The sequence below is a fragment of the Nocardia sp. NPDC059240 genome, from assembly GCF_042753865.1.
Lineage (GTDB): Bacteria > Actinomycetota > Actinomycetes > Mycobacteriales > Mycobacteriaceae > Nocardia.
Genome location: NZ_JBHZAC010000003.1, coordinates 372,857 through 392,330, shown reverse-complemented (window position 1 = coordinate 392,330; position 19,474 = coordinate 372,857). Strand labels below are relative to the sequence as shown.

At 66.8% G+C, this 19,474-nt stretch carries 20 protein-coding genes; 14 read left to right on the top strand and 6 right to left on the bottom strand.

The features are described from left to right. Positions 1-6 precede the first annotated feature (6 nt). On the bottom strand, positions 7-1,122 hold the full coding sequence (locus tag ACFXHA_RS12010; RefSeq protein ID WP_379355702.1) for an alkene reductase: 1,116 nt from the start codon (positions 1,120-1,122) through the stop codon (positions 7-9). Between the two features lie 60 nt (positions 1,123-1,182). Here ACFXHA_RS12010 and ACFXHA_RS12005 point away from each other — a divergent pair, with 60 nt between their 5' ends. Together ACFXHA_RS12005 and hflX are read left to right on the top strand one after the other, a co-directional pair. After that, entirely contained in the window at positions 1,183-1,563 is a 381-nt protein-coding gene (locus tag ACFXHA_RS12005) for a MerR family transcriptional regulator (RefSeq protein WP_379355700.1), read from the top strand. Positions 1,564-1,610: 47 nt separating this feature from the next. Continuing rightward, positions 1,611-3,110, top strand: a complete 1,500-nt coding sequence (gene hflX / locus ACFXHA_RS12000; RefSeq protein WP_379355698.1) for a GTPase HflX — start codon at positions 1,611-1,613, stop codon at positions 3,108-3,110. Positions 3,111-3,190: 80 nt separating this feature from the next. On the opposite strand, the gene ACFXHA_RS11995 is transcribed toward hflX, so the two are convergent. Then, positions 3,191-3,394 (bottom strand): hypothetical protein, encoded by a 204-nt coding sequence (locus tag ACFXHA_RS11995; RefSeq protein WP_379355696.1) that lies wholly within the window; start codon positions 3,392-3,394, stop codon positions 3,191-3,193. Between the two features lie 414 nt (positions 3,395-3,808). Here ACFXHA_RS11995 and ACFXHA_RS11990 point away from each other — a divergent pair, with 414 nt between their 5' ends. Together ACFXHA_RS11990 and ACFXHA_RS11985 are read left to right on the top strand one after the other, a co-directional pair. Then, on the top strand, positions 3,809-4,588 hold the full coding sequence (locus ACFXHA_RS11990) for a DUF5753 domain-containing protein (RefSeq protein ID WP_379356645.1): 780 nt from the start codon (positions 3,809-3,811) through the stop codon (positions 4,586-4,588). Continuing rightward, complete coding sequence (locus ACFXHA_RS11985) at positions 4,585-4,779, top strand: DUF397 domain-containing protein (RefSeq protein ID WP_379355694.1); 195 nt, start codon at positions 4,585-4,587, stop codon at positions 4,777-4,779. The genes ACFXHA_RS11990 and ACFXHA_RS11985 overlap by 4 nt, the downstream gene beginning before the upstream one ends. Here ACFXHA_RS11985 and ACFXHA_RS11980 read toward each other — a convergent pair whose 3' ends face one another. Further along, on the bottom strand, positions 4,780-5,604 hold the full coding sequence (locus ACFXHA_RS11980) for an acyl-CoA thioesterase (RefSeq protein ID WP_379355692.1): 825 nt from the start codon (positions 5,602-5,604) through the stop codon (positions 4,780-4,782). A 128-nt stretch (positions 5,605-5,732) separates the two neighbouring features. Between ACFXHA_RS11980 and ACFXHA_RS11975 the strand changes: the two genes are divergently transcribed. Both ACFXHA_RS11975 and ACFXHA_RS11970 read left to right on the top strand, forming a co-directional pair. Next, positions 5,733-6,968: an MFS transporter gene (locus ACFXHA_RS11975; protein WP_379355690.1), complete on the top strand. Its 1,236-nt coding sequence runs from the start codon at positions 5,733-5,735 to the stop codon at positions 6,966-6,968. A gap of 134 nt (positions 6,969-7,102) precedes the next feature. Continuing rightward, the gene (locus ACFXHA_RS11970) at positions 7,103-8,788 is read left to right on the top strand and encodes a HEAT repeat domain-containing protein (protein WP_379355688.1); all 1,686 of its coding nucleotides are present in this window, start codon (positions 7,103-7,105) and stop codon (positions 8,786-8,788) included. 11 nt (positions 8,789-8,799) lie between these two features. Here the strand turns inward: ACFXHA_RS11970 and ACFXHA_RS11965 are convergent, their stop codons facing one another. Further along, positions 8,800-9,792 (bottom strand): MauE/DoxX family redox-associated membrane protein, encoded by a 993-nt coding sequence (locus tag ACFXHA_RS11965; protein WP_379355686.1) that lies wholly within the window; start codon positions 9,790-9,792, stop codon positions 8,800-8,802. A 116-nt stretch (positions 9,793-9,908) separates the two neighbouring features. Here ACFXHA_RS11965 and ACFXHA_RS11960 point away from each other — a divergent pair, with 116 nt between their 5' ends. Next, on the top strand, positions 9,909-10,142 hold the full coding sequence (locus ACFXHA_RS11960) for a hypothetical protein (protein WP_379355684.1): 234 nt from the start codon (positions 9,909-9,911) through the stop codon (positions 10,140-10,142). Positions 10,143-10,208: 66 nt separating this feature from the next. On the opposite strand, the gene ACFXHA_RS11955 is transcribed toward ACFXHA_RS11960, so the two are convergent. Then, positions 10,209-11,054 (bottom strand): hypothetical protein, encoded by an 846-nt coding sequence (locus ACFXHA_RS11955; RefSeq protein WP_379355682.1) that lies wholly within the window; start codon positions 11,052-11,054, stop codon positions 10,209-10,211. Between the two features lie 92 nt (positions 11,055-11,146). Then, positions 11,147-12,484, bottom strand: coding sequence for a DUF2236 domain-containing protein (locus ACFXHA_RS11950; RefSeq protein WP_379355680.1), 1,338 nt, complete (start codon positions 12,482-12,484; stop codon positions 11,147-11,149). Positions 12,485-12,578: 94 nt separating this feature from the next. On the opposite strand from ACFXHA_RS11950, the gene ACFXHA_RS11945 reads away from it, so the two are divergent. From ACFXHA_RS11945 to ACFXHA_RS11915, 7 genes are all read left to right on the top strand, one after another. Further along, positions 12,579-13,157 carry a TetR/AcrR family transcriptional regulator gene (locus tag ACFXHA_RS11945; protein ID WP_379356643.1) on the top strand — a complete coding sequence of 193 codons (579 nt, stop codon included), beginning with the start codon at positions 12,579-12,581 and terminating at the stop codon, positions 13,155-13,157. Positions 13,158-13,229: 72 nt separating this feature from the next. Beyond that, positions 13,230-13,397: a hypothetical protein gene (locus ACFXHA_RS11940; RefSeq protein WP_379355678.1), complete on the top strand. Its 168-nt coding sequence runs from the start codon at positions 13,230-13,232 to the stop codon at positions 13,395-13,397. A 141-nt stretch (positions 13,398-13,538) separates the two neighbouring features. After that, positions 13,539-14,831 (top strand): PucR family transcriptional regulator, encoded by a 1,293-nt coding sequence (locus tag ACFXHA_RS11935; protein WP_379356641.1) that lies wholly within the window; start codon positions 13,539-13,541, stop codon positions 14,829-14,831. 44 nt (positions 14,832-14,875) lie between these two features. Then, complete coding sequence (locus ACFXHA_RS11930; RefSeq protein ID WP_379356639.1) at positions 14,876-15,427, top strand: nuclear transport factor 2 family protein; 552 nt, start codon at positions 14,876-14,878, stop codon at positions 15,425-15,427. A 37-nt stretch (positions 15,428-15,464) separates the two neighbouring features. Then, the gene (locus ACFXHA_RS11925; RefSeq protein WP_379355676.1) at positions 15,465-17,129 is read left to right on the top strand and encodes an AMP-binding protein; all 1,665 of its coding nucleotides are present in this window, start codon (positions 15,465-15,467) and stop codon (positions 17,127-17,129) included. A 92-nt stretch (positions 17,130-17,221) separates the two neighbouring features. After that, positions 17,222-18,073: a lysophospholipid acyltransferase family protein gene (locus ACFXHA_RS11920; protein ID WP_379355674.1), complete on the top strand. Its 852-nt coding sequence runs from the start codon at positions 17,222-17,224 to the stop codon at positions 18,071-18,073. 169 nt (positions 18,074-18,242) lie between these two features. Further along, positions 18,243-19,388 carry an acyl-CoA dehydrogenase family protein gene (locus tag ACFXHA_RS11915; RefSeq protein WP_379355672.1) on the top strand — a complete coding sequence of 382 codons (1,146 nt, stop codon included), beginning with the start codon at positions 18,243-18,245 and terminating at the stop codon, positions 19,386-19,388. Positions 19,389-19,474 lie beyond the last annotated feature (86 nt).

The following is a 19,474-nucleotide window of genomic DNA, read 5'->3' as shown; positions in this document are numbered from 1 at the left end:
CGCTGATCAAGCGACCGCGGCGCTGCGTGCGGGATCTGTGTCGAGGGTCGGGTAGTCGTTGTAGCCCTGCGGGCCGCCGACGTACATCAGTGGTGTGTCGCGGACGGGGTTGAGGGGTGCGCCGATCCGCAGGCGGTCCACCAGATCCGGGTTGGCCAGGAACGCGCGGCCCAGGGAGACGAGATCCGCGCCTGCCGCGAGCAGGGTTTCGGCCGCGGCCTTGCCGCCGTCGGCGGGGAGGGGGACGCCCCAGCCGAGGTTCGGGTTGGCGATCAGGGTGTGTGGCCAGAGCTGTCGAATCTGCTGGAAGAGGGCGGTTTCCGGGTCGGCGAAGACCACGTGCAGGTAGGCCGGGTGGCTGGGTGCGAGGGCGGTGACCAGGGCTGGGTACAGCTCGTCGGTGTCGTCTTCGGCGATTCCGTTGGTGGTGACGCCGGGCGCGATGCGGATCCCGACGCGGTCCGCTCCGATCGCTGCGATGACCGCGTCCACCACCTCCAGGGTGAATCGGATGCGGTTCGCGATGGAGCCGCCGTAGGCGTCGGTGCGGTGGTTGGTGTTTCCCGCCAGGAACTGGTGCAGCAGATGGCCGTTGGCGCTGTGGATCTCCACGCCCTCGAAGCCCGCGGCCACTGCATTGCGGGCGGCCTGCGCGAAATCGGCGATGGTGGAGTCGATTTCGTTCTGGCTCAGCGCGCGCGGGGTCACCGCTTCCTGATGCCCCGACGGGGTGTGAATGCCTTCCGGCAACGCGATCGCCGACGGTGCGACCGGCACCAGCCCGCTGTTGTCGGGGTGGCCGACGCGCCCGCCGTGCTGCAGTTGCAGGAACATCCGCCCGCCCGCGTCCCGCACCGAATCGGTGACGCGCCGCCAGCCCGCGATCTGCGAATCGCTGTGGATGCCGGGGATGTTCGGGTATGTCTGCCCGACCGGGTTGGGTGTGGTGCCCTCGGCGATGATCAGGCCCGCCCCGGCCCTCTGGGTGTAGTGGGTCCGCATGAGCGCCGACGGAGTCCCGTCGGCGTCGGCGCGATTGCGGGTCAGCGGTGCCATGACCAGCCGGTTCGGGAGTTCCAGTGCGCCGATGCGGCCGGTGCTGAAGAGGTCTGTGTTCGTCATGCCGGTAAGGTAAAACCTGACATTGATGTGAGGTGCAAGCCCCGGAATCTGGAGTGCCGCATGCGAATCGGTGAGCTGGCCAAACGCACCGGCGTGAGCGAACGCTCGCTGCGTTACTACGAGGAGCAGGGTCTGCTGGTGGCGTCGCGGACCCCCGGCGGCCAGCGCGACTATCCCGAGCTCGCCGTGGACCGTGTCATTCACATCCAGGAGCTGTTCGCGGCCGGTCTGAACAGTAAGAAGATCTACGGGATCCTCCCGTGCATGCGTGACACCGACGGCGGTGCGAACGAGCGCGCCACGCCCGAGCTGGTCCATGAGTTGGTCTCCGAGCGCGATCGCATCGACCGCACCATCGCCGACCTGCTGCGCTCACGCGAAGTTCTCGACGACGTGATCACCCGGGCCGGGGCCGACTTCGCATCCGAAAGGTCGCGGTGAAATAACCGAATGCGGTCGTTCGTTGGGACGTGGGACTATGGAGGTGTATGAGTAAGCCAGAGACGTATGAGTTCACTCCCGCCGAAGAGATCGACGAGGAGATCAACGACGCCCCCGAGACCGGCCGTGACGGCTGGCAGGCCGCGCCGACCGTCGGTGAGCTGCAGCTCGATGAGCGCGCGGCACTGCGTCGCACCGCGGGTCTGTCCACGGAGCTCGAGGATGTCACCGAGGTCGAGTACCGGCAGCTGCGCCTCGAGCGCGTGGTGTTGTGCGGGGTGTGGACCGAGGGGACCGCCGAGCAGGCCGACGCGAGCATGGCCGAGTTGGCCGCACTCGCCGAGACCGCGGGTTCGGAGGTGCTCGACACACTGGTGCAGCGTCGTGACAAGCCCGACAAGTCCACCTATCTGGGTTCGGGCAAGGCGGAGGAGTTGCGCGGCATGGTCCTCGAGACCGGCGCCGACACCGTCGTCTGTGATGGTGAGCTTTCCCCCGCGCAGCTGACCGCGCTGGAGAAGGTCGTCAAGGTGAAGGTCATCGACCGCACCGCCCTGATCCTGGACATCTTCGCCCAGCACGCCACGTCGCGTGAGGGCAAGGCGCAGGTGTCGCTGGCGCAGATGGAATACATGATGCCGCGGCTGCGAGGCTGGGGTGAGTCCATGTCCCGGCAGGCAGGTGGTCGTGCCGGCAGCAATGGCGGTGTGGGTCTGCGTGGTCCGGGTGAGACGAAGATCGAGACCGATCGTCGCCGCATTCGTGAGCGAATGGCGAAGCTGCGCCGCGAGATCCGCGAGATGAAGACCGCTCGTGACACCAAGCGCGCCAAGCGTACGGCCAGCGGCATCCCGCAGGTCGCGATCGTCGGCTACACGAATGCGGGCAAGTCCTCGCTGATGAATGCGCTCACCGACGCCGGAATCCTGGTGCAGGACGCCCTGTTCGCCACCTTGGATCCGACGACTCGCCGCGCCGCCCTCGAGGACGGCCGCGAGGTCGTGTTCACCGACACGGTCGGTTTCGTTCGCCACCTGCCGACCCAGTTGGTCGAGGCGTTCCGTTCGACGCTGGAGGAGGTGACCGGGGCCGATCTGCTGCTGCATGTGGTGGATGGTTCCGACCCGCTGCCCGACCAGCAGATCAAGGCGGTCCGCGAGGTCATCACCGATGTCCTCAAGGAATCCAAGACCCCGGCCCCGCCGGAGTTCCTGGTGGTCAACAAGATCGACGCACTGGATCCGCTGGAAGTGACCCAGCTGCGCGGTTGGCTCCCGGACGCCGCCTTCGTCTCGGCCAAAACCGGCCAGGGCGTCGACCAACTCCGCGACCGCCTGGCTCAGATCCTCGGCGGCCTCGACGTGGAGGTCAGCGTCCTGCTGCCCTACACCCGAGGCGACCTGCTGGCCCGCATCCACGCGGACGGCAAGATCCTCACCTCGGACCACGAGGAGACCGGCACCCGAGTCCGCGCCCGAGTCCCCGCCGCGCTCGCGGGCCAACTCACCGAGTACGCCCACGCGGGCACCGAGCCCGCCGCCGACTAACCCCCGGCTCAAGATCAGGGAGTACTCACTGCGGGAAATCGGACAAATTTCCGCAGTGAGTACTCCCTGATCTTGTTGTGTCACCCGCCTGGTGGCCAGAGGTTCCATCCGGCGGAGGCCGCGCGGCGGCGCGCGATCATCTCCAGGTGGGGTACGAGGGCGATGAAATAGCGCTTGGCTTCACATCCTTTCGCGCATGCTCGGTGGGTCTCCAGTCCACGCCGAGCGACTTCGAGATTCTGCACCGGATAGTCGGGCACGTCATGGCTGATCGCTTGCGCCACAGCTCAACTCCCGACCGCTTCAAGAACGCAGAACGCCATCAGCGTCCCGCCCATAACAGTCATAACCGACAAAATCCACGCATCCCAGGGCATTGCGACTCCCGATGTCCTATCGGAGGGAATGGCCCAGATGTGACACCCGGGCCGAAGATTGTTTTCGCAGAGCGCTCTTCGATCAGTAGACACCTGAATTCGTTCTCGAACAGGCCATCTCGCGGACTTCCGTCAAATACGATGGAAGTCCGCCGTAGCTATGTCCGCGGCGGATAGCACCCAAATAGCGAGGCTAAGAAAATGGCTGGATCGACAGTCTCTCGCATGGATTTCGGGAACTTCATGCGTGGAGTACGAGAAGGTGCACATCAGACACTGCTGACCGCGGCGTCCGCGCTGGAGGTGTCTCGCCAGGTGATCATGCGCATGGAGGAGGGCAGTCCCACCAAACTCACCAAGCCGTTGATCGGGCTGCTACTGGACCAGTACGGTGCCACACCGGAGGTGTGCGACGAGGCGCTGCGGCTGTGGTCCGAGATCTCCGAGCAAGAAAAGATCGCTAAGGCCCAAGGGAATTCGAAAGGTTTCTGGAAGGCGTACACCGATCAGGTCGCGCCGACCTTCCCGCGATTTCTCCGGCTCGAAGGTGCCGCCAATCATGTCGTCGTGCATCAGCCGGTGATCGTGCCCGGCCTATTGCAGAGTCCGGAATATCGCCGCGCGATCATCCGGATCGACAAGCCGGACCTGTCGGCAGTCAATATCGAGCGCCGTCTCGAACTCACCGCGCGCCGGCAGAATCGCTTGAATGAGAAAGGCTTTCGCCTCGAAGTGTTGTTGTCGGAAGCGGTTCTCCGGCACCGACCGGCGACCACGACGGTGATGGCGGCACAGCTTTCCTGGATGGCCGAGATCGGGCAACGCGACAACATCAGCATCCGTGTCATGCCGTTCACCTCCCGCCCGCATCGTGGGCTCACCATTCAGCCTTTCACCCTGCTCGAGTTTCCGAAGGGCACGAGCGGAATCGCCTTGCCGACAATCGTTCTCGTCGAAGGTGTGGTCGGCAGCCTCTATCACGATCGCGAGGAGGAGATCGATCAGTATTGGGAGGCCGTCGCCGCGATGCGGGAGGTAGCGTTGACGGAAGCGGACACCCGTGACCTGGTGCTCGCCGTCGCAAAGGAGTACGCCGAATGAAGAGGCTCCCGCCAATCGGCCGTTGGTACAAGTCGAGCAGGTCCGACTCCGCCCAGCAGTGCGTCGAGATCTACCTGGGCGGTGGAAGAGTCGGCGTGCGCGATTCGAAAGCCGCCGGTCGCGGCCCGGAACTCTGGTTCTCCGAGGAGGATTGGCGGGTCTTCATCGCCAGCGGCATCTGGGCGCGGTGATCAAGCCTTGAAGTAGACGACCTGGTGGCTGGTGGCCAAGGGGGTGCCGCCGGCGGTCCAGAGGTGGGCGGACTGGTCGAAGAAGCCGTTGCCGAAGTGTTGGGCGCGGGCGGTGGCGAGGACGAAATCGGCTGGGTTGGTGGGGAATTGGGTGGTGTCGGTGTGGAAGTAGACCGTGAAGGAGACGGTGCCGGCGGGGACCATGTGGCCGAGGCGGAGCATGATTCGGGGGAAGAAGATGTCGCTCATCGCGGTGAGGGACAGGTGGTCCAGGGGTCGGGTGGGGGTGTCGCGGACCCAGAGCGTGGTGGTGGAGGTGGGGGCGGCGGTGCTGTCGGCGTCGAAGGCGATGCCGCCCTCGACGAAGCGCATCTCGTAATTGCCCAGCCACGCGGGGAATTCGGGCATCACTGCCGCCTCGACGGTGTCGGGGGCGGGTGCGGCGGGCGGGGTGATCTCGGTGTCGGACCAGGTTTCGCGGCGCACGGCGGTGACGACGGTCGCGGTGGTGACCACGGCATCGTCCTGGCTCATGGTGACAGTCCAGTGCTGGGTGCTGCGGTTGGTGCGCACGGGGTCGGCGTCGATGGTGAACGCGCCGGTGGCGACAGGACCCGCGAAGTTGACCGTGATCGACAGCGGGCTGCCGACGAGGCGCGGGTCGTCGAGCACCGCGCGCAGCATGGTGGCCGCGGTGATCCCACCGAACGGGCCGACCATGTTCGAGTACTCGGGAGCGGTGCGGCCGAGGTACGCACCTGCACCGACGGGCGTCAGTTCGGTGGCATTGTCGAACGGGTGCTCGAAGGTGGTGGTCGATTCCAACGCTGATTCTCCTATAACGACCGTCATATCCCGACTTCTCGATCGTAAGCGATCGCCGCATAGGGGCCGTGACTACGCCGACCGATTCCCGCCGGAAGCTCGAGCTGCGCGTATCTACGGTCAGGGACATGGAACTCGATCTCGGTCCGGAAACCCGCAGCGTGGTCTTACGGACGCCCACGGTGTGGTTCATGGCTTTGGCGGCGGGGATCGGCACCGCGAGTGTCTACCCGCTACAGCCCGCGATCTCGGAAGTGGCAGGGTCGCTGCATATCTCGGTCGCGGCGGTGGGGACGGCACTGGCGTGCGGGCCGATCGGGTATCTGCTGGGCCTGGCACTGTTGGTGCCGCTGGTCGATCGCAGTGCGCCCCGCGCGGTCGTGTCCGCTCAATTCTGTTTACTGGCAGTGGCTTTGGCGGCGAGCGCGGCGGTCGGGTCGGTATGGCTGCTCGGCGCGGGTGTCGGCCTGATCGGTGCGGCCTCGTCGGTGGGGGCGCAATTGAGCTCGGTCGCAGGGCGTTTCGCTGCGCCGACGCGGCGGGCCACCGTGCTCGGGATCGTGACCGCCGGCATCTCGGCCGGAGTGCTGGCGGGCCGGATCGCCGGTGGCTGGCTGGCGGAGGCGCTGGGTTGGCGGGGCATGCTGCTCGTCTTCGCGGCAGCGTGCGTCGCGATCGCCTGCGCCGCCCGGATCGCATTACCGGCGGCGTCGGCCTCCGCGACCACGAGTTACCTTGCGACACTGCGCAATATGCCCATCCTGTTCGCCCGCCATCCGGCGCTGCGTTCGGCAGCGGGTCGCGGTGCACTCTGGTTCTTCGCCTTCTGCACGATCTGGTCGGGTCTCGCGGTGGCGCTGTCGCAACCGCCGTTCTCCTATTCGTCCGAACGCATCGGCCTGTACGCCCTCGCGGGCTTGTTGGGCGTCGTCGCCACCCGAATCTCCGGCGTTTGGACCGACCGCATCGGTGCCCGCCGCGTAATCCTCATCGGCCTGACCCTGACCATCGTGAGCACATTGACTCTCGCGGTCTCCCTCTCGAACACCGCCCTGACCCTGTTGTGCCTCGGCCTCTTCGACGCGGGTCTCTTCGCCGCCCAAGTGGCCAACCAGAGCACCGTTCTCGCCCTGGACCCCACCGCCCCAGCCCGCTTCAACAGCGCCTACATGGTCGTCTACTTCATCGGCGGCAGCCTGGGCACGGCGTTCGGCGCAGTCGCCGTCGGCGGGTTCGGCTGGCCGACCACCGCTCTGCTCGCCGCCACCGCCACCCTCGTGGCGGCCGCCCTGACCGTTCGCTTCCGGCACGGCAGAAATGCCGTGGTGAAGGTCGGGGGATCGGTGTTGGATGGGGATTTGTGAATGATGAGGGGGCGCGTCGGATTGCGGCGCGAATCTATCGGGGCTGGTTGTGGCGGGACGGCAAGTCGCTGCTGCAGTATGTCGAGCGACTCGCTGACGAAGCCTGTGCGATAAGCGGATCCGAGAGTCGCACGATGCGTTGGACGGCGTGGCTGTCGGAGGCACCCATGGTGGGGGTCGGGGAGGCGGAGTTGCTGAGCTGGGGCGTGCCCCGGGCCGTGGCGGCGCTGGTGGCGCTGTTGCCGCAGCGGCCCGGTGAGATGCCGATGGACTACGTCGAGCGGATCGGTGTGCATCCGGCCGCCGTGGCGATCAAGTTCGTCGAACGGCGGGAGTTCCTCGAGACCGCACCCGGGACCTTCTACTTCTGGGGCGGCGCGTTCCGGGTGCTTGCCGAGAAATTGGCTGTGCCGCCGTACATTCCGCCGGCAGAAGCGCCGGTGCCGCCCCCGACGGAGCCGGGCGAACATTGGCGCGACTATGCGAATTGGGTTGCAGAGAATCCGGATTCGCAGATGGCGGCGAATCTGCTTACCGCCTACGACTCCGAACATCGTGACTGTTGCCGGAACTGGATCTACCATGCCCTCTACGTTGCCGCCGATAGCCCGTACGCGGCCGAGATCGCCGATCGGTGGTGGGATTCGGGCGATGCCTGGGAGGCCGCTACCGCGACCCTGGCATCCTGCGATATCGATCGGCTCCGAACCCGGCTCGCCGACGAGCGGCCGAATGTCGTGCAGACCGCCATCGAGGGAATCATGGACGCGGATACGGACGACGCCGAGATCGCGGCGCTCGGGCGGATCGTCCGACGGTCCGAAATCGGTTGGCGCTGGGCACGGGTCGCTGCTGCGCGCCGTTTGCGCGCGATCGGCGGACCCGAGGCCTTGGCGGCACTGCGTGGGCGAATCCTGTCACCCATCGATCCGCCATGGCGGGAGGATCCCGGCTGGCTGGCTGATCGCGGACGGGCGCATATCCCGGAGCTCATCGCTCACCTCGGTGAGCCTGCCTGGTGGTACGACGCTCCGTACGCCTTGGGAGAACTCCGGGCGATCGAGGCCGTGCCCGCGCTCTGCCGAAGCCTGCGCGACGATCCGAACTGGGTGCCATGGATTTCCGCGCTGGGGAGGATCGGCTCCACCGATGCGATCGATACGCTCGCCGAAACAGCGCGAACGGGCAATGCGGAGGCCCGCGACCACAGCTTGCGGGCCCTGGCCCGGATCGGTCCGTCCGCGGCCGTGGCTGCGGCGCTGATCGCGCTGGACGATATCGAGCCGACGGTACGTGAGCGGGCGGGGCGAGTTCTCTGCCGCCACGGCGACCAGGGTGCCGTGCCGGCGCTGATCCGGCTCTGCGACAAGCCATCCGCGGTGGTCGCGGCGGTCCGAGCGCTCGGGCGTATCGGCGATCCGCGGGCCGAACCGACATTGTGGGCGCTGTTTTGTACCGGTGCGCCACGGGTGCGCGCGGCGGCCGGGCGCGCTCTGGTGGAGGTCGCGGGACCGCGCCGCTCGCTTCTATCCGACGCGTGGCGCTCCGATCCCGGTCTGCGCCGCGCCTACCTCCAACTGCTCGGCCGACGGCACGACACCAGCTCGCGGTATGTCGAGCTGTCGCTTCGTGACGGTGATCCGCGGGTGCGTGCTGCTGCCGCGCACCTGGTGGCGACCCTCGGCCTCGGTTCCCACAGAGAGGTGCTCGAGGGCTTGCGGGACGATGTTGACTCCCGCGTGCGCCGTGCGGCCGAGGGGGCGGTAAAGCGGTTGGACGTTCTCGGTGAAACCCGGCTTTCCGGCTCTGCCACAGGGTGATTCGGTTCGCCTCAGGTCGTTGCCGGGCTGGGGTGGGGGACGGCTGGGTTCTCTCGCAGGAGGTGGCGGATGCCGCCGGAGCCGGAGGCCGGCTCGGATTGGATTCGGCCGGTGGCGTCGATTTGGATGGCGGCGGGGGTGCCGGTGATGGCGTAGCGGCGGGCGATTTCGCTGGAGCGTTGGACCAGGTAGTGAGTGATGCCGTAGTCGGTGCGCCAGAGGGCGTTGTCGTCGATGGTGCCGGAGCCGATCACCACTACGTCGACCCATTCGCTGATGGTGGCGGCCAGGTCGGGGAGGCTGCCCGCGATCGATTTGCAGGGGCCGCAGGTCGGTTGCAGGAAGACGAGGAGTTGGGGGCGGCCGGAGGTGAGGAGTTGGTGTAGGGAGGTGTGGCCGGTGGTGGAGGGGAGTTCGAAAGCCGGTGCGCGGGAACCGATCGGGAGTTGTGTCGCAACGGTTCCCGCCGTTTCCTCGATGCGGGCGCGTTGGGCGCGCAGCGTCATGCCCTGGCGTACCTGTACCGCCGCCAGCGCTACGCAGGCGGTGACGATCAGCAGCCGGTCGCCGCTGATGCCGGCGAGCGGGAGGCCGGGGTAGCGGAGGCTGCCGATCGTCGCGGCGATGCCGACCGCCAGCAGTGCGACATTGCGGATCAGCGTGCTCACCCCGATCGGTGCCGCGCTGGGCTCACCGAAACAGGCACAGGCAGGCCGTTCCCCTTGCCGCAGGCGCCATCCCACCGCGCCGGTGAACACGCCGAGCAGGATCACCCCGGCTGCGGCGGCGGGCGCGCACACGCGGGGCAGGACCACCCCGACCGCGATCAACCCCTCCACGATCGGCAGCGCCCGCGCCACCGCCCTTGCGCGACCGACCGGTACGCCGAATGCCGTCACAGCATCCCGAGTAGCGGACTGCGCCACCACTTTCCCGTACGCAGCTACCGCGAACATCGCCGCGAATATGGCTCGGACCGCCCACGCCGCCACCGCCCACCACATTCCTCAAGAGTCACATACTTCGACGGATTCGTAACGAATACAGCGGAATTGGCGTCCACCCGAACTGCGGATTGCTTCAATATCCCTGCGAGATCCCCCACTGAAAGGATTTCCGAATGTCCGAATCATCCACCGGCGCAACCGACGAGACAACCACCGCCGACGCCTCGGGTATCACCGACGGCGGCAGCTGCGACACCTCGGACGGCGCAGTCGACATCTGCTGGGACGAATCCAACTACGCCACCTGCGTCAACGGCCAATGGGTCGTCCGCGCCTGCGCGTCAGGCACCGTCTGCCAAGACAACGACGGCTCCGTCACCTGCGGCTGGGCCAACGACGCCGATTGATTCGTCGAGTGGCACATTCTGGAGCTGAATTCGGGCAAAACTCCACCAGAATGTGCCACTCGGTGGTTACCAGCCGCCGTTCAGGAGGGCGGCTAGGGCGGGGGCGGGGGTTGCTGTGGTGAGGGCGTTGGCGGTGGCTACTACCAGCATGGTCAGGGTGAGGAGGAGGGTGGCGATGGTGAAGGAGAGTAGGGTTCGGCGGGTACTCCGGTCGGTGGGGTCTGTTCGCCGGAAACGCCTCCACGACAGCATGATCGCGGCGAGGGCCGCGACGGCGACCAGTCCTGTCAGCACCGCCATGATCAGGTGATACCAGGCGAAGTCGTCGATCATGACCTGCGTCGCGGGCTGGGTTCGGGTACTGGGGTAGGCGTCCGCCTGGGTTCTGGCCTGGTCGATCGCGGTGGCCAGGTCGGGGTTGCTCTCGTCGTCCATCAGCATGGGCAGCAGTGAGGAGAACGGTGCGAGCGCGCCTTGAATGTTGGCCAGCACCAACAGCATTGAGGCCAGCGTGCAGGCGGTGACGAAGACTGCGGCGGTAGCGCCTGCGATCCGCCTGCCGGCTTCGAGGCTCGCGGAATTCAGGAACGACTTCCACAGCAGGGTGGCGAGGGCCGCGAGCACGATCAGCGCGAGCGCGGCGAATACGGCCTTGGCCACGTGGTAGCGGAACCAGTAGTCGACTGCTGCCTGCAGACTCGGCGGGAAGGTGCGGACGTCGGATTGCCAATAGGTGAGGAATGCGGTGCGGAAGGCGTCGCCGATGCCGTCGTCGTCCGAGCCACCCGGCACCGGCCCGGCGAGAATCCTTGGCCCGACTACGAAAAGCGTGGCCAGCACTGCGGCGACAGCGGCCAGCACCGCCGGTAGACACCGGGCGATCGCTGTCCCTCGGAACGACACAGACCCCACCACGCCCATCATATGCACCGTCGAGCGGCGCACACCGGAGTCCGATTCGGGCTGAACGCCTTGTGGTCCGGCACTCGGCGGGCGCGGTCGGGTCAGGAGCCGGAGGCGGTCGAAGGGTGTTTCGGCGTGTAAGTGGCTGCGTCGGTGGTGTATTCGGCGCTGCCGTAGGTGGCGAGGCGCTTCCCGATGACGCGAATGGTGCGGGTGTCGACGGTGTTGCGGAGGGCCGGGAGTTGCCCGGCGACCGTCATCGAGACGAAGCGGGCGAGGATGAACGGGGCGGTGGCGGCAACACGGGCGGCGTCGGCGGGGCGTAGGTGCACGCTCATGGCGGCTGCCGCTTTGCGATTGCCGCCGCTGAATCCCAGGAAGAAGGCTCTGCTCCAACTGTTTTCGACCGCCTCGGCGGCACGGTCGAAGGGGGTGCGGTCCGGGCGCAGGTAGGCGTCCATGGTGGAGCGGACGAGTTCGCCGCAGGTGGCGTCGTCGAAGCCGTCGCGCAGCAGGGCGGCGCGGGCGTGGAACACCTCGATGATGCCCTCGGCGGTGGTGGGCAGCAGTTCTTCGGGTAGGCCGAGCAGGAAGCAGCGGTAGCGGCTGAATTCGAGCATGGCGCGTTCGCGAGGACTGAATTCGGTGCGGCCGCGCCGCCGGGCGAGGGTGGCGAGCAGGTACATGTTGATGAGTCCGGCGGGCATCTGGTCGACCTGCGGTACCGGGATGCCGTAGACCTCGGCGTCCCAGTGCGCGGAGCGTTCGAGGGCGTTGTAGCGCACCATCGAATGCATCAACCGCACCATGGCCGCGGCTTCGAAGCCTGCGCCGTGGCGGGTCAGCGCGCCCGGCAGGGTGGTCACGGTGAAGAAGGTCGCGGTTTCGTTGACTCGGTGCGCGGCACGGCGTCCCGACAGCGCGCCGATGATGGCCATCGGCAGGGCGGCATACGTATTGAGGAAGGTCGCGAGGAACGCGCCGCGAATCAGGAAGGGCGACAGGTACGCCGCGCCGATGCGCATATGGCGCGCGCCCTGCTCGACGAGTTCCCTATCCACCCAGGCGGGAGTGGCTTCCATCGAGGCGAGGAAGGTGCGCAGTTCGGCGGGTGCGTCGGGGACCGAGTCGACGCCGTCGCGGCAGGCCTGCCGCAGCATGCCGATCAGCCCCTGGACGCCGTAGCGTGCGACGAGCGTGGCATAGGGATCGGCGACGACATCGCCGAGCATCGTTGCCGTGCGCATCAATTCGACCATGCGCTCATCGGCGAGCAGCGGCTCCCGGGCGGCGACCCACTTCGGCAGTGACGATTTGTCGGCCGGGTCGGTGGTGAATCGGTAAGGGGAGGTGTGGAAGTCGATGTCGCCGTAGAGGCCGGGTTGCGAATCCTGCTGGCTGCGTACTCTTTCGGCGAGCTCTGGGTAGTGGATCGTCATCGGCACACCTCAACTTTCAACCTGTTAGTTAGATACTGACGGGTTGTAAGTTAGGCTGTCAAGGGTGACGAGCGCCCCCGGTGTACGCAGGCGGATGACCGCGGAGAACCGCCGCGAGCAGATTCTCGACCTCACCCACGCCATCGTCGACACCGAAGGCTTCCACGCCGCCACCCCCAACCGCATCGCCGAGGCCGCAGGCATCACCCGCCCGGTCCTCTACCAGCAGTTCGGTGACCTGGCCGGCGTCTTCATCGCCCTCATCGACCGCGAAGCCGCCCGCGCCGCAACCCAATTCGCCGAAGCGCTCACCCAGGTACGCGACCCCGACCCGTTCATCAACGCCTTCGCCGGGTCCATCCATGCCATCGACGCGCACCCGGCCACCTGGCGCCTGTTCCTCTTCCCGCCCGAGGGCGCGCCGCCCGAACTGCATCAGCGTCTCGCCGAGTCCTCGCAGGTCGTCCACCGCTTCCTGGAACAGGAGTTGCTGCAAGCCTTCCCGAAGCTTCCCGACCCCGACTACACCGCCCGAATCCTGCATGCCTCCGGCCGTGAACTCCTCCGGCTGCGGCTCACCGAACCGGCCGCCGCCACCACCGACCGGCTGATCGCCCTGGTTCGCCACCTCCGAACCAACGTTCTTCCGCCACCGGCCGCACCGCAGCCCTGACCACAGCCCGGGGCGCTCCCGCCGAGGAGACTCGCGCCGCTCCCCGGTCGTCGCATGGAGTAGACAGAGGTCATGGCAAGACAGACGGTTGTCGTGCTCCTCGTCGCCGTGATGGTCGCCCTCATCGTCGGCGTGGACATTCTGGTGTTCCGGCACCACTTCTGGGCGCGGCTGCTGGCCAACATCGGCATCGTGCTGATCTTCGCGGCCTGCTATCTGCGATTCGTGAAGGGGACCTGAAGCGAGGCCGAGTCCCACCCAGTCGGACTGATCGCCGGAAATGCGTCGAGCCGGCGCGGGACTTGCCACGCTCGTCGGATATTCCGTCAGCGTGGAGGGAACGAAGTGAACGAGCCCGTGTCGGATCCCGATCCGCCGCGGTTGTCGACGCTGGGCAGCGACCCGGCCGCGGTGCTGCGGGTGCTCGCCCACTTCGACGCCTTCGACGAGTCCGCCGCCAACGCGGACACCGTGATCCGCGCCGCCGCGCTATTGGCGGAATGCCCGGTCGGCGCGATGTGGTCCGACGGCACCGTGATCCGCTACGACGCCGCCGGTCGCCTGCTGCCCGCGATCGCCGCCAACCCGGGAGATTCGCTCGGCACAGATCCCGCGGTGTGGTTGGAGCGGCGAGCCTCGCCCGGCGGGCGGGAGCCGCGCGATGGAGGCGATGGCACTGATCGAAGGCGCGACGTGGATCCCGACCACGTTGCGCATCCCGACTGTCCCGCGCACCCGCTGGACCAGGTGGTGATGGATCGACTGCGGCACTGCTTGCGGATGGTGTCGGCGCGGCAGGCAGCGAATCCATTGCGGATGGATGATCCGGCGCTGCTGGAAGTGGTGCTGTCGGAGAAGGAACGGCGCGAGGATCGGGTTCGGGCCATGCGGCTACTCGGGCTGGATCCGGCGCGCGCCACCCGGGTGCTGGCGGTGGCGGGACCGGGTGCTGCCGAGGCGGTGCGGATCATCGGCGAGCAAGTGCCAGTGCTGCGGCAGGCGGTGATCGGCGCGACGGTCGCTGTGCTGGTTCAAGATCCTGCGCTGCGTGACGGGTGCGCTGATCATGGACTGTCGGATGCTCTGAATCATGCTGTGGTGGAGGCATTTCCGGCATCGCGCACCGGGGCCGGTGGGCCGTGGATCGGGATGGGGGAGCGGTTGCCCGCGGTGGCGGCGGCTACCTCGTGGGAGCAGGCGCGGCGGGCGTTGCGGTTTGCGTCGTCGACGTGGCATGGGCGGCGGGTGGTGGCGTTCGAGCGGTTGGGGTCGTTGGAGTTGTTGGCGGATATGCCGGTGCAGCGGTTGCTGGGGAATGCGGATGTGGTGCGGATCAATGAGTTCGCGAGCAATGAGGCGGGGGCGTTGGCGGTCGACACGTTGGAGGCGTTCTGCATGTTCGGGACGTTGCGGGGGACCGCGCAGGAATTGCATCTGCACCACAGCACGGTGGCGGCTCGGATCGCGCAGGTCGAGGCGGTGATGGGGTGGGATATGGGGGAGGCGTTGGACCGGTTCATGGCGACGCTGGTGCTGACCGTGCGGCGGATCGCCCTGTCCTCGGCGGAGTTGGCCTCGCCGCGAATGCGGGGTCGGGGGACATCCGACGGGTGTCGGGTCATCGGCCGGGAACCGCGACGTGCGTCGGGTGCATCCGGTGGTCCGGATTGGTGAGTATCGGTGGGCACGAATCGGTGCGGGAGAAGGAGATTCACGTCATGGCGATCGTCGATCCGGCCAAGACCTGGGAGCCGCTCGAGCAGCGGCTGGCCGTTACCACCAATGAGCGGCATCGTCAGGTGCTGAGCATTGTCATCGAGCATATGAAGGCGGAAGCGGAGCCCGATCTGGACGGCCTGATGCGGACGCTGGTGGCGGAGCCGGACTATCACTTCTGGAACGCCGGGCAGGATGTCGGGCCGAAGGGGTGGGCCGGAGTGCATGACTACTACGCGGCGTTCGTGGCCAGTAAGTCCAACATTCTGGAGTTCGCGCTGGATCGGCTGCTGGTGGATGACGACTGTGTGGTGACCGAGGGTTATCTCAAGCAGATCTATCCGGGCGCGTATGCCGCGCAGATCGGCATCCCGGTGGATGACCCGGATGCCGACTATCTCATCACCTTCCGGCAGCTGCTGTTGTGGCCGGTGGATGCGAACGGCCTGATTGTCGGTGAGGACTCCTATCACTCGGGTCCGGTCGAGGTCCGCAAGCTCTCGTTCGACGAACTGCCCAGCGAATACGTCGAACTCGTGCACCCGGCCGTGTGAGAGCGGCGAGACTCGGCATATGGAAGGCGATTCGGACATGACGGACCTATCGGTACCGCAGCGGGCGGATATCGCGAGCATGCTGCTCGACCGGCTCGGCGACGAGCGTCCCGGCCTGCGCACCCGGGAGCAGGACTGGACCTGGGACGTGGTGGTGCGGGAGTCGGCCGCTCGGGCCGCGCTGGCGCGGGAGTTGCGGCGGGACGGTCCCTTCCATATCGGGGTGCTGCTGGACAATGTCCCCGACTTCGTCTTCTGGCTGGGTGCGGCTGCGCTGGCCGGCGCGACGCTGGTCGGAATCAACCCGACGCGCGGAAACACTCAGCTGGAAGCCGATATTCGGTATGTGGACTGTCAGCTGATCGTCACCGACGCGGCCGGCATGGCAAGGCTGCGCGGGCTGGATCTGGGGTTGGAGCCGGAACGTTTTCTGCTCGTGGACGATCCGGGCTACGCGCAGCGGGTGAGCGGGTATCGCACGGACCCGGTGGCGGAGGCGGGCCCGGAGGCGTTGCTGCTGTTGCTGTTCACCTCCGGCACGACCGGAACCTCCAAGGCGGTCAAGTGTTCTCAGCGCCGCCTGGCGGTGATCGCGTATGCGGCCTCCGCCAAGTTCGGCCACGTGCGCGAGGACGTCGACTACTGCTGCATGCCGCTGTTCCACGGCAATGCCATCATGGCGCTGTGGGCTCCTGCGCTCGCCAACGGCGCGACGGTGTGCCTGACGCCGAAGTTCTCCGCATCCGGATTCCTCTCGGACGTAAGGTATTTCGGCGCGACCTTCTTCACCTATGTCGGCAAGGCGCTCGGCTACCTCCTCGCCACTCCCGAGCAGCCCGACGACGCCGACAACACTTTGGTGCGCGGTTTCGGCACCGAGGCGTCGGTGGCCGATCAGACCGAGTTCCGCCGCCGCTTCGGTGCTCCACTGTTCGAGGGTTACGGCTCCAGCGAAGGCCCGGCCCTGGCCGCCCTCGACCCGCAGGCACCGCCGTCCGCCCTCGGCCGCCCGGCGCATCCCGGTGTGGCCGTGGTGAATCCGGACACCCTCACCGAGTGTGCGCGGGCGGTGCTCGACGAGTACGGCCGCGTGCTGAATGCGGACGAGGCCGTCGGCGAGATGGTCGACCGTGCTGGTGCGCTCGTATTCGAGGGCTACTACAAGAACGATGTCGCCGATGCCGAACGTCTGCGCAATGGCTGGTATTGGACCGGCGACCTGGGATATATCGACCAGGCGGGCTTTCTCTATTTCGCCGGACGCAAAGGCGATTGGCTGCGAGTGGACGGCGAGAACACCTCGACCCTTCTGATCGAGCAGGTGATCAGACGACATCCCGCCGTGATCGCCGCCGCCGTCTACGGCGTGCCCGATCCGCGTTCCGGGGATCAGGTGATGGCGGCCATCGAGGTAGCCGACCCGGCCGTCTTCGACATCGTCGAGTTCGCCGAATTCCTCAGCGCCCAAGACGATCTCGGCACCAAGGGTGCACCCCGCCTGCTGCGCGTCTCCGGGAACCTCCCCGTCACCGGCTCGAACAAGGTGCTCAAACGCGAACTGCAGGAACAGCGTTGGCACACCATCGAACCGATCTACCGCTGGATCGGCCGTGGAAAACCCGAGTACGACCGACTCACCGAGTCCGGCAAATCCGAACTGAGGGCGGAGTTCGGCACTTTCGAGCGCTCCAACCTGTTCTAACCCTCGGTCGGTGACCTGCGGAAGCTTTCGTTAGCATGCTGCTATCGAAGGCTCTGCAGGGAGGGTTTGTTGTGTCTCGTAATGATGATCATTTGTCCGAAGCTCCGAGGGGGTTGACCGACGGTGCGCCGCTGCACGTCCATCTGACCGATACCGATCGCCGCATCATCGATCTGCTGATCGCCCCGTCCCGGGCCTGGTTCAGCCCGCGCTTCTACGGCATGGAGAACTTCCCGCTCGAGGGTCCGGTGCTGCTGGTCGGCAACCATTCGCTGGCGGGCGGGACCGATGCCCCGCTGCTCGCGCACGAGATCCTGGTGCGGCACGATCGGCTGGTGCGGGGACTGGCCGAGAATGTGCTGATCGATGTGCCCGGACTGCGAGATGTGTTCCACCGCTGGGGAATTGTGCGCGGCAATCGCCGCAACTGCACGACCTTGCTGGAGAACGATGAGGCTGTCGCGGTGTTCCCCGGCGGCGGTCGTGAGGCCATGCGCGCCAAGGGGCAGAAGTACAAGCTGCTGTGGGAGGGTCGCACCGGTTTCGCGAAGATGGCGATCCAGGCGGGCGCGCCCATCGTCCCCATGGCCATGGTCGGCGGCGACGATATCTACGACATCGTCTTCGACGGCGATCACCCGGTCATGCTGCCGCTGCGCAAGGCGGTCGAGGGGCTGGGCTTGCGCTCGAACCTGACCCCGCCGCTGATCCGCGGCCTCGGCCCGACCCTGGTGCCCAAGCCGGAGCGCTTCTACTACGCGCTCGGCACCCCGATCGACACCAGTCCCTGGCGTGACGCCGAGGATCTCGAGGCCGCCGCGAGCGATCTGCAGGTCGTGGTGAAGAAGGCCCTCGAGGAGGAACTGGAGTTCCTGTTGTCCGAGCGCGACAAGGATCGCGGCCGCAGCCTGCTGGGTCGCACCCTGGGCCGCTTCGGCCTCTGAGCTTCACCCGGTAGGTTTACCGAGGTTCAGCCCCTCCGTTCCGCGACGTCAATGGCGACTGTCGCAGTTCGGACCACTTTCCCGCCCTGTGAAGTTAACCTCCGTTCGACTTTCGAGTACGGTAAGGGCAGAGGCGATGATGCCGATGTGGTCACCGTAGGAGGTTGGCGTGGAACGCACCCTTTTCGAACCCGAACACGCGCTGTTCCGGGAGTCGTTCCGTAAGTTTCTCGATCAGCATGTGGCTGCCCATCACGAGCAGTGGGAGCACGACGGCATCGTCGATCGCTCGGTCTGGCTCGAAGCCGGCAAGCAGGGATTCCTCGGCATGGCCGTGCCGGAGCAGTACGGCGGCGGGGGCGTCAAGGACTTCCGCTACAACGCCATCGTGACCGAGGAGGTCACCAAGGGCTTCTACTCCGGCCTGGGTTTCGGTCTGCACAATGACGTGATCGCGCCCTACCTGCTGGAGCTGGCCAACGAGGAGCAGAAGCAGCGCTGGCTGCCCGGCTTCTGTTCCGGCGAGATCATCACCGCCATCGCCATGACCGAGCCCGGCACCGGCTCGGACCTGCAGGGCATCAAGACCCGCGCGGTCCGCGACGGCGACGACTGGGTTCTCAACGGCGCCAAGACTTTCATCACCAACGGCATCAATGCCGACATCGTGATCGTGGTCGCCCAGACCGATGCGTCCAAGGGCCCCATGGGTTTCTCGCTGCTGGTGGTCGAGCGCGGCATGCCCGGTTTCGAGCGCGGCCGCAATCTCGACAAGATCGGCCTCAAGGCCCAGGACACCGCCGAACTGTCCTTCACCGACGTCCGCGTCCCCGCCAAGAACCTGCTGGGCACCGAGGGCCAGGGCTTCATCCACCTGATGCAGAACCTCCCGCAGGAGCGCCTGTCCATCGCCGTGATGGCCGCCGCCGCCATGGAGGCCTGCCTGGACCTCACCTGCCAGTACGTCCGCGACCGCAAGGCCTTCGGCAAACCCATTGGCGCACAGCAGAACACCCGCTTCGTGCTGGCCGAACTGGCCACCAAGACCACGGCCGTCCGCGTCTTCACCGACCGCTGCATCGAGCTGCTGAACGCCGAGAAGCTGACCGTCGAAGAGGCCGCCATGGCCAAGTGGTGGTCGACGGAGGAACAGCTCGAACTCATCACCAAGTGCCTGCAGCTGCACGGCGGCTACGGCTACATGCGCGAATACCCGATCGCCAAGGCCTACATGGACGCCCGAGTCCAGACCATCTACGGCGGCACCACCGAAATCATGAAGGAAATCATCGGCCGCAGCCTCAAGCTGGCCTGACAGTCCTCGGGAACCCGAAACCGCCCATGTAGTGGGCGGTTTCGATGTTTCCGGACTGAAGTAGTCCGGCTGGTCACTGGCCATTC

What these genes read in the sequence shown, in the direction of transcription:
- ACFXHA_RS12010 (WP_379355702.1), bottom strand. Translation starts at nt 1,122, where the DNA reads ATGACGAACACAGACCTCTTCAGCACCGGCCGCATCGGCGCACTGGAA.
- ACFXHA_RS12005 (WP_379355700.1), top strand. Translation starts at nt 1,183, where the DNA reads ATGCGAATCGGTGAGCTGGCCAAACGCACCGGCGTGAGCGAACGCTCG.
- hflX (WP_379355698.1), top strand. Translation starts at nt 1,611, where the DNA reads ATGAGTAAGCCAGAGACGTATGAGTTCACTCCCGCCGAAGAGATCGAC.
- ACFXHA_RS11990 (WP_379356645.1), top strand. Translation starts at nt 3,809, where the DNA reads ATGCGCATGGAGGAGGGCAGTCCCACCAAACTCACCAAGCCGTTGATC.
- ACFXHA_RS11985 (WP_379355694.1), top strand. Translation starts at nt 4,585, where the DNA reads ATGAAGAGGCTCCCGCCAATCGGCCGTTGGTACAAGTCGAGCAGGTCC.
- ACFXHA_RS11975 (WP_379355690.1), top strand. Translation starts at nt 5,733, where the DNA reads ATGGAACTCGATCTCGGTCCGGAAACCCGCAGCGTGGTCTTACGGACG.
- ACFXHA_RS11970 (WP_379355688.1), top strand. Translation starts at nt 7,103, where the DNA reads ATGCGTTGGACGGCGTGGCTGTCGGAGGCACCCATGGTGGGGGTCGGG.
- ACFXHA_RS11965 (WP_379355686.1), bottom strand. Translation starts at nt 9,792, where the DNA reads ATGTGGTGGGCGGTGGCGGCGTGGGCGGTCCGAGCCATATTCGCGGCG.
- ACFXHA_RS11960 (WP_379355684.1), top strand. Translation starts at nt 9,909, where the DNA reads ATGTCCGAATCATCCACCGGCGCAACCGACGAGACAACCACCGCCGAC.
- ACFXHA_RS11950 (WP_379355680.1), bottom strand. Translation starts at nt 12,484, where the DNA reads ATGACGATCCACTACCCAGAGCTCGCCGAAAGAGTACGCAGCCAGCAG.
- ACFXHA_RS11945 (WP_379356643.1), top strand. Translation starts at nt 12,579, where the DNA reads ATGACCGCGGAGAACCGCCGCGAGCAGATTCTCGACCTCACCCACGCC.
- ACFXHA_RS11940 (WP_379355678.1), top strand. Translation starts at nt 13,230, where the DNA reads ATGGCAAGACAGACGGTTGTCGTGCTCCTCGTCGCCGTGATGGTCGCC.
- ACFXHA_RS11930 (WP_379356639.1), top strand. Translation starts at nt 14,876, where the DNA reads ATGGCGATCGTCGATCCGGCCAAGACCTGGGAGCCGCTCGAGCAGCGG.
- ACFXHA_RS11925 (WP_379355676.1), top strand. Translation starts at nt 15,465, where the DNA reads ATGACGGACCTATCGGTACCGCAGCGGGCGGATATCGCGAGCATGCTG.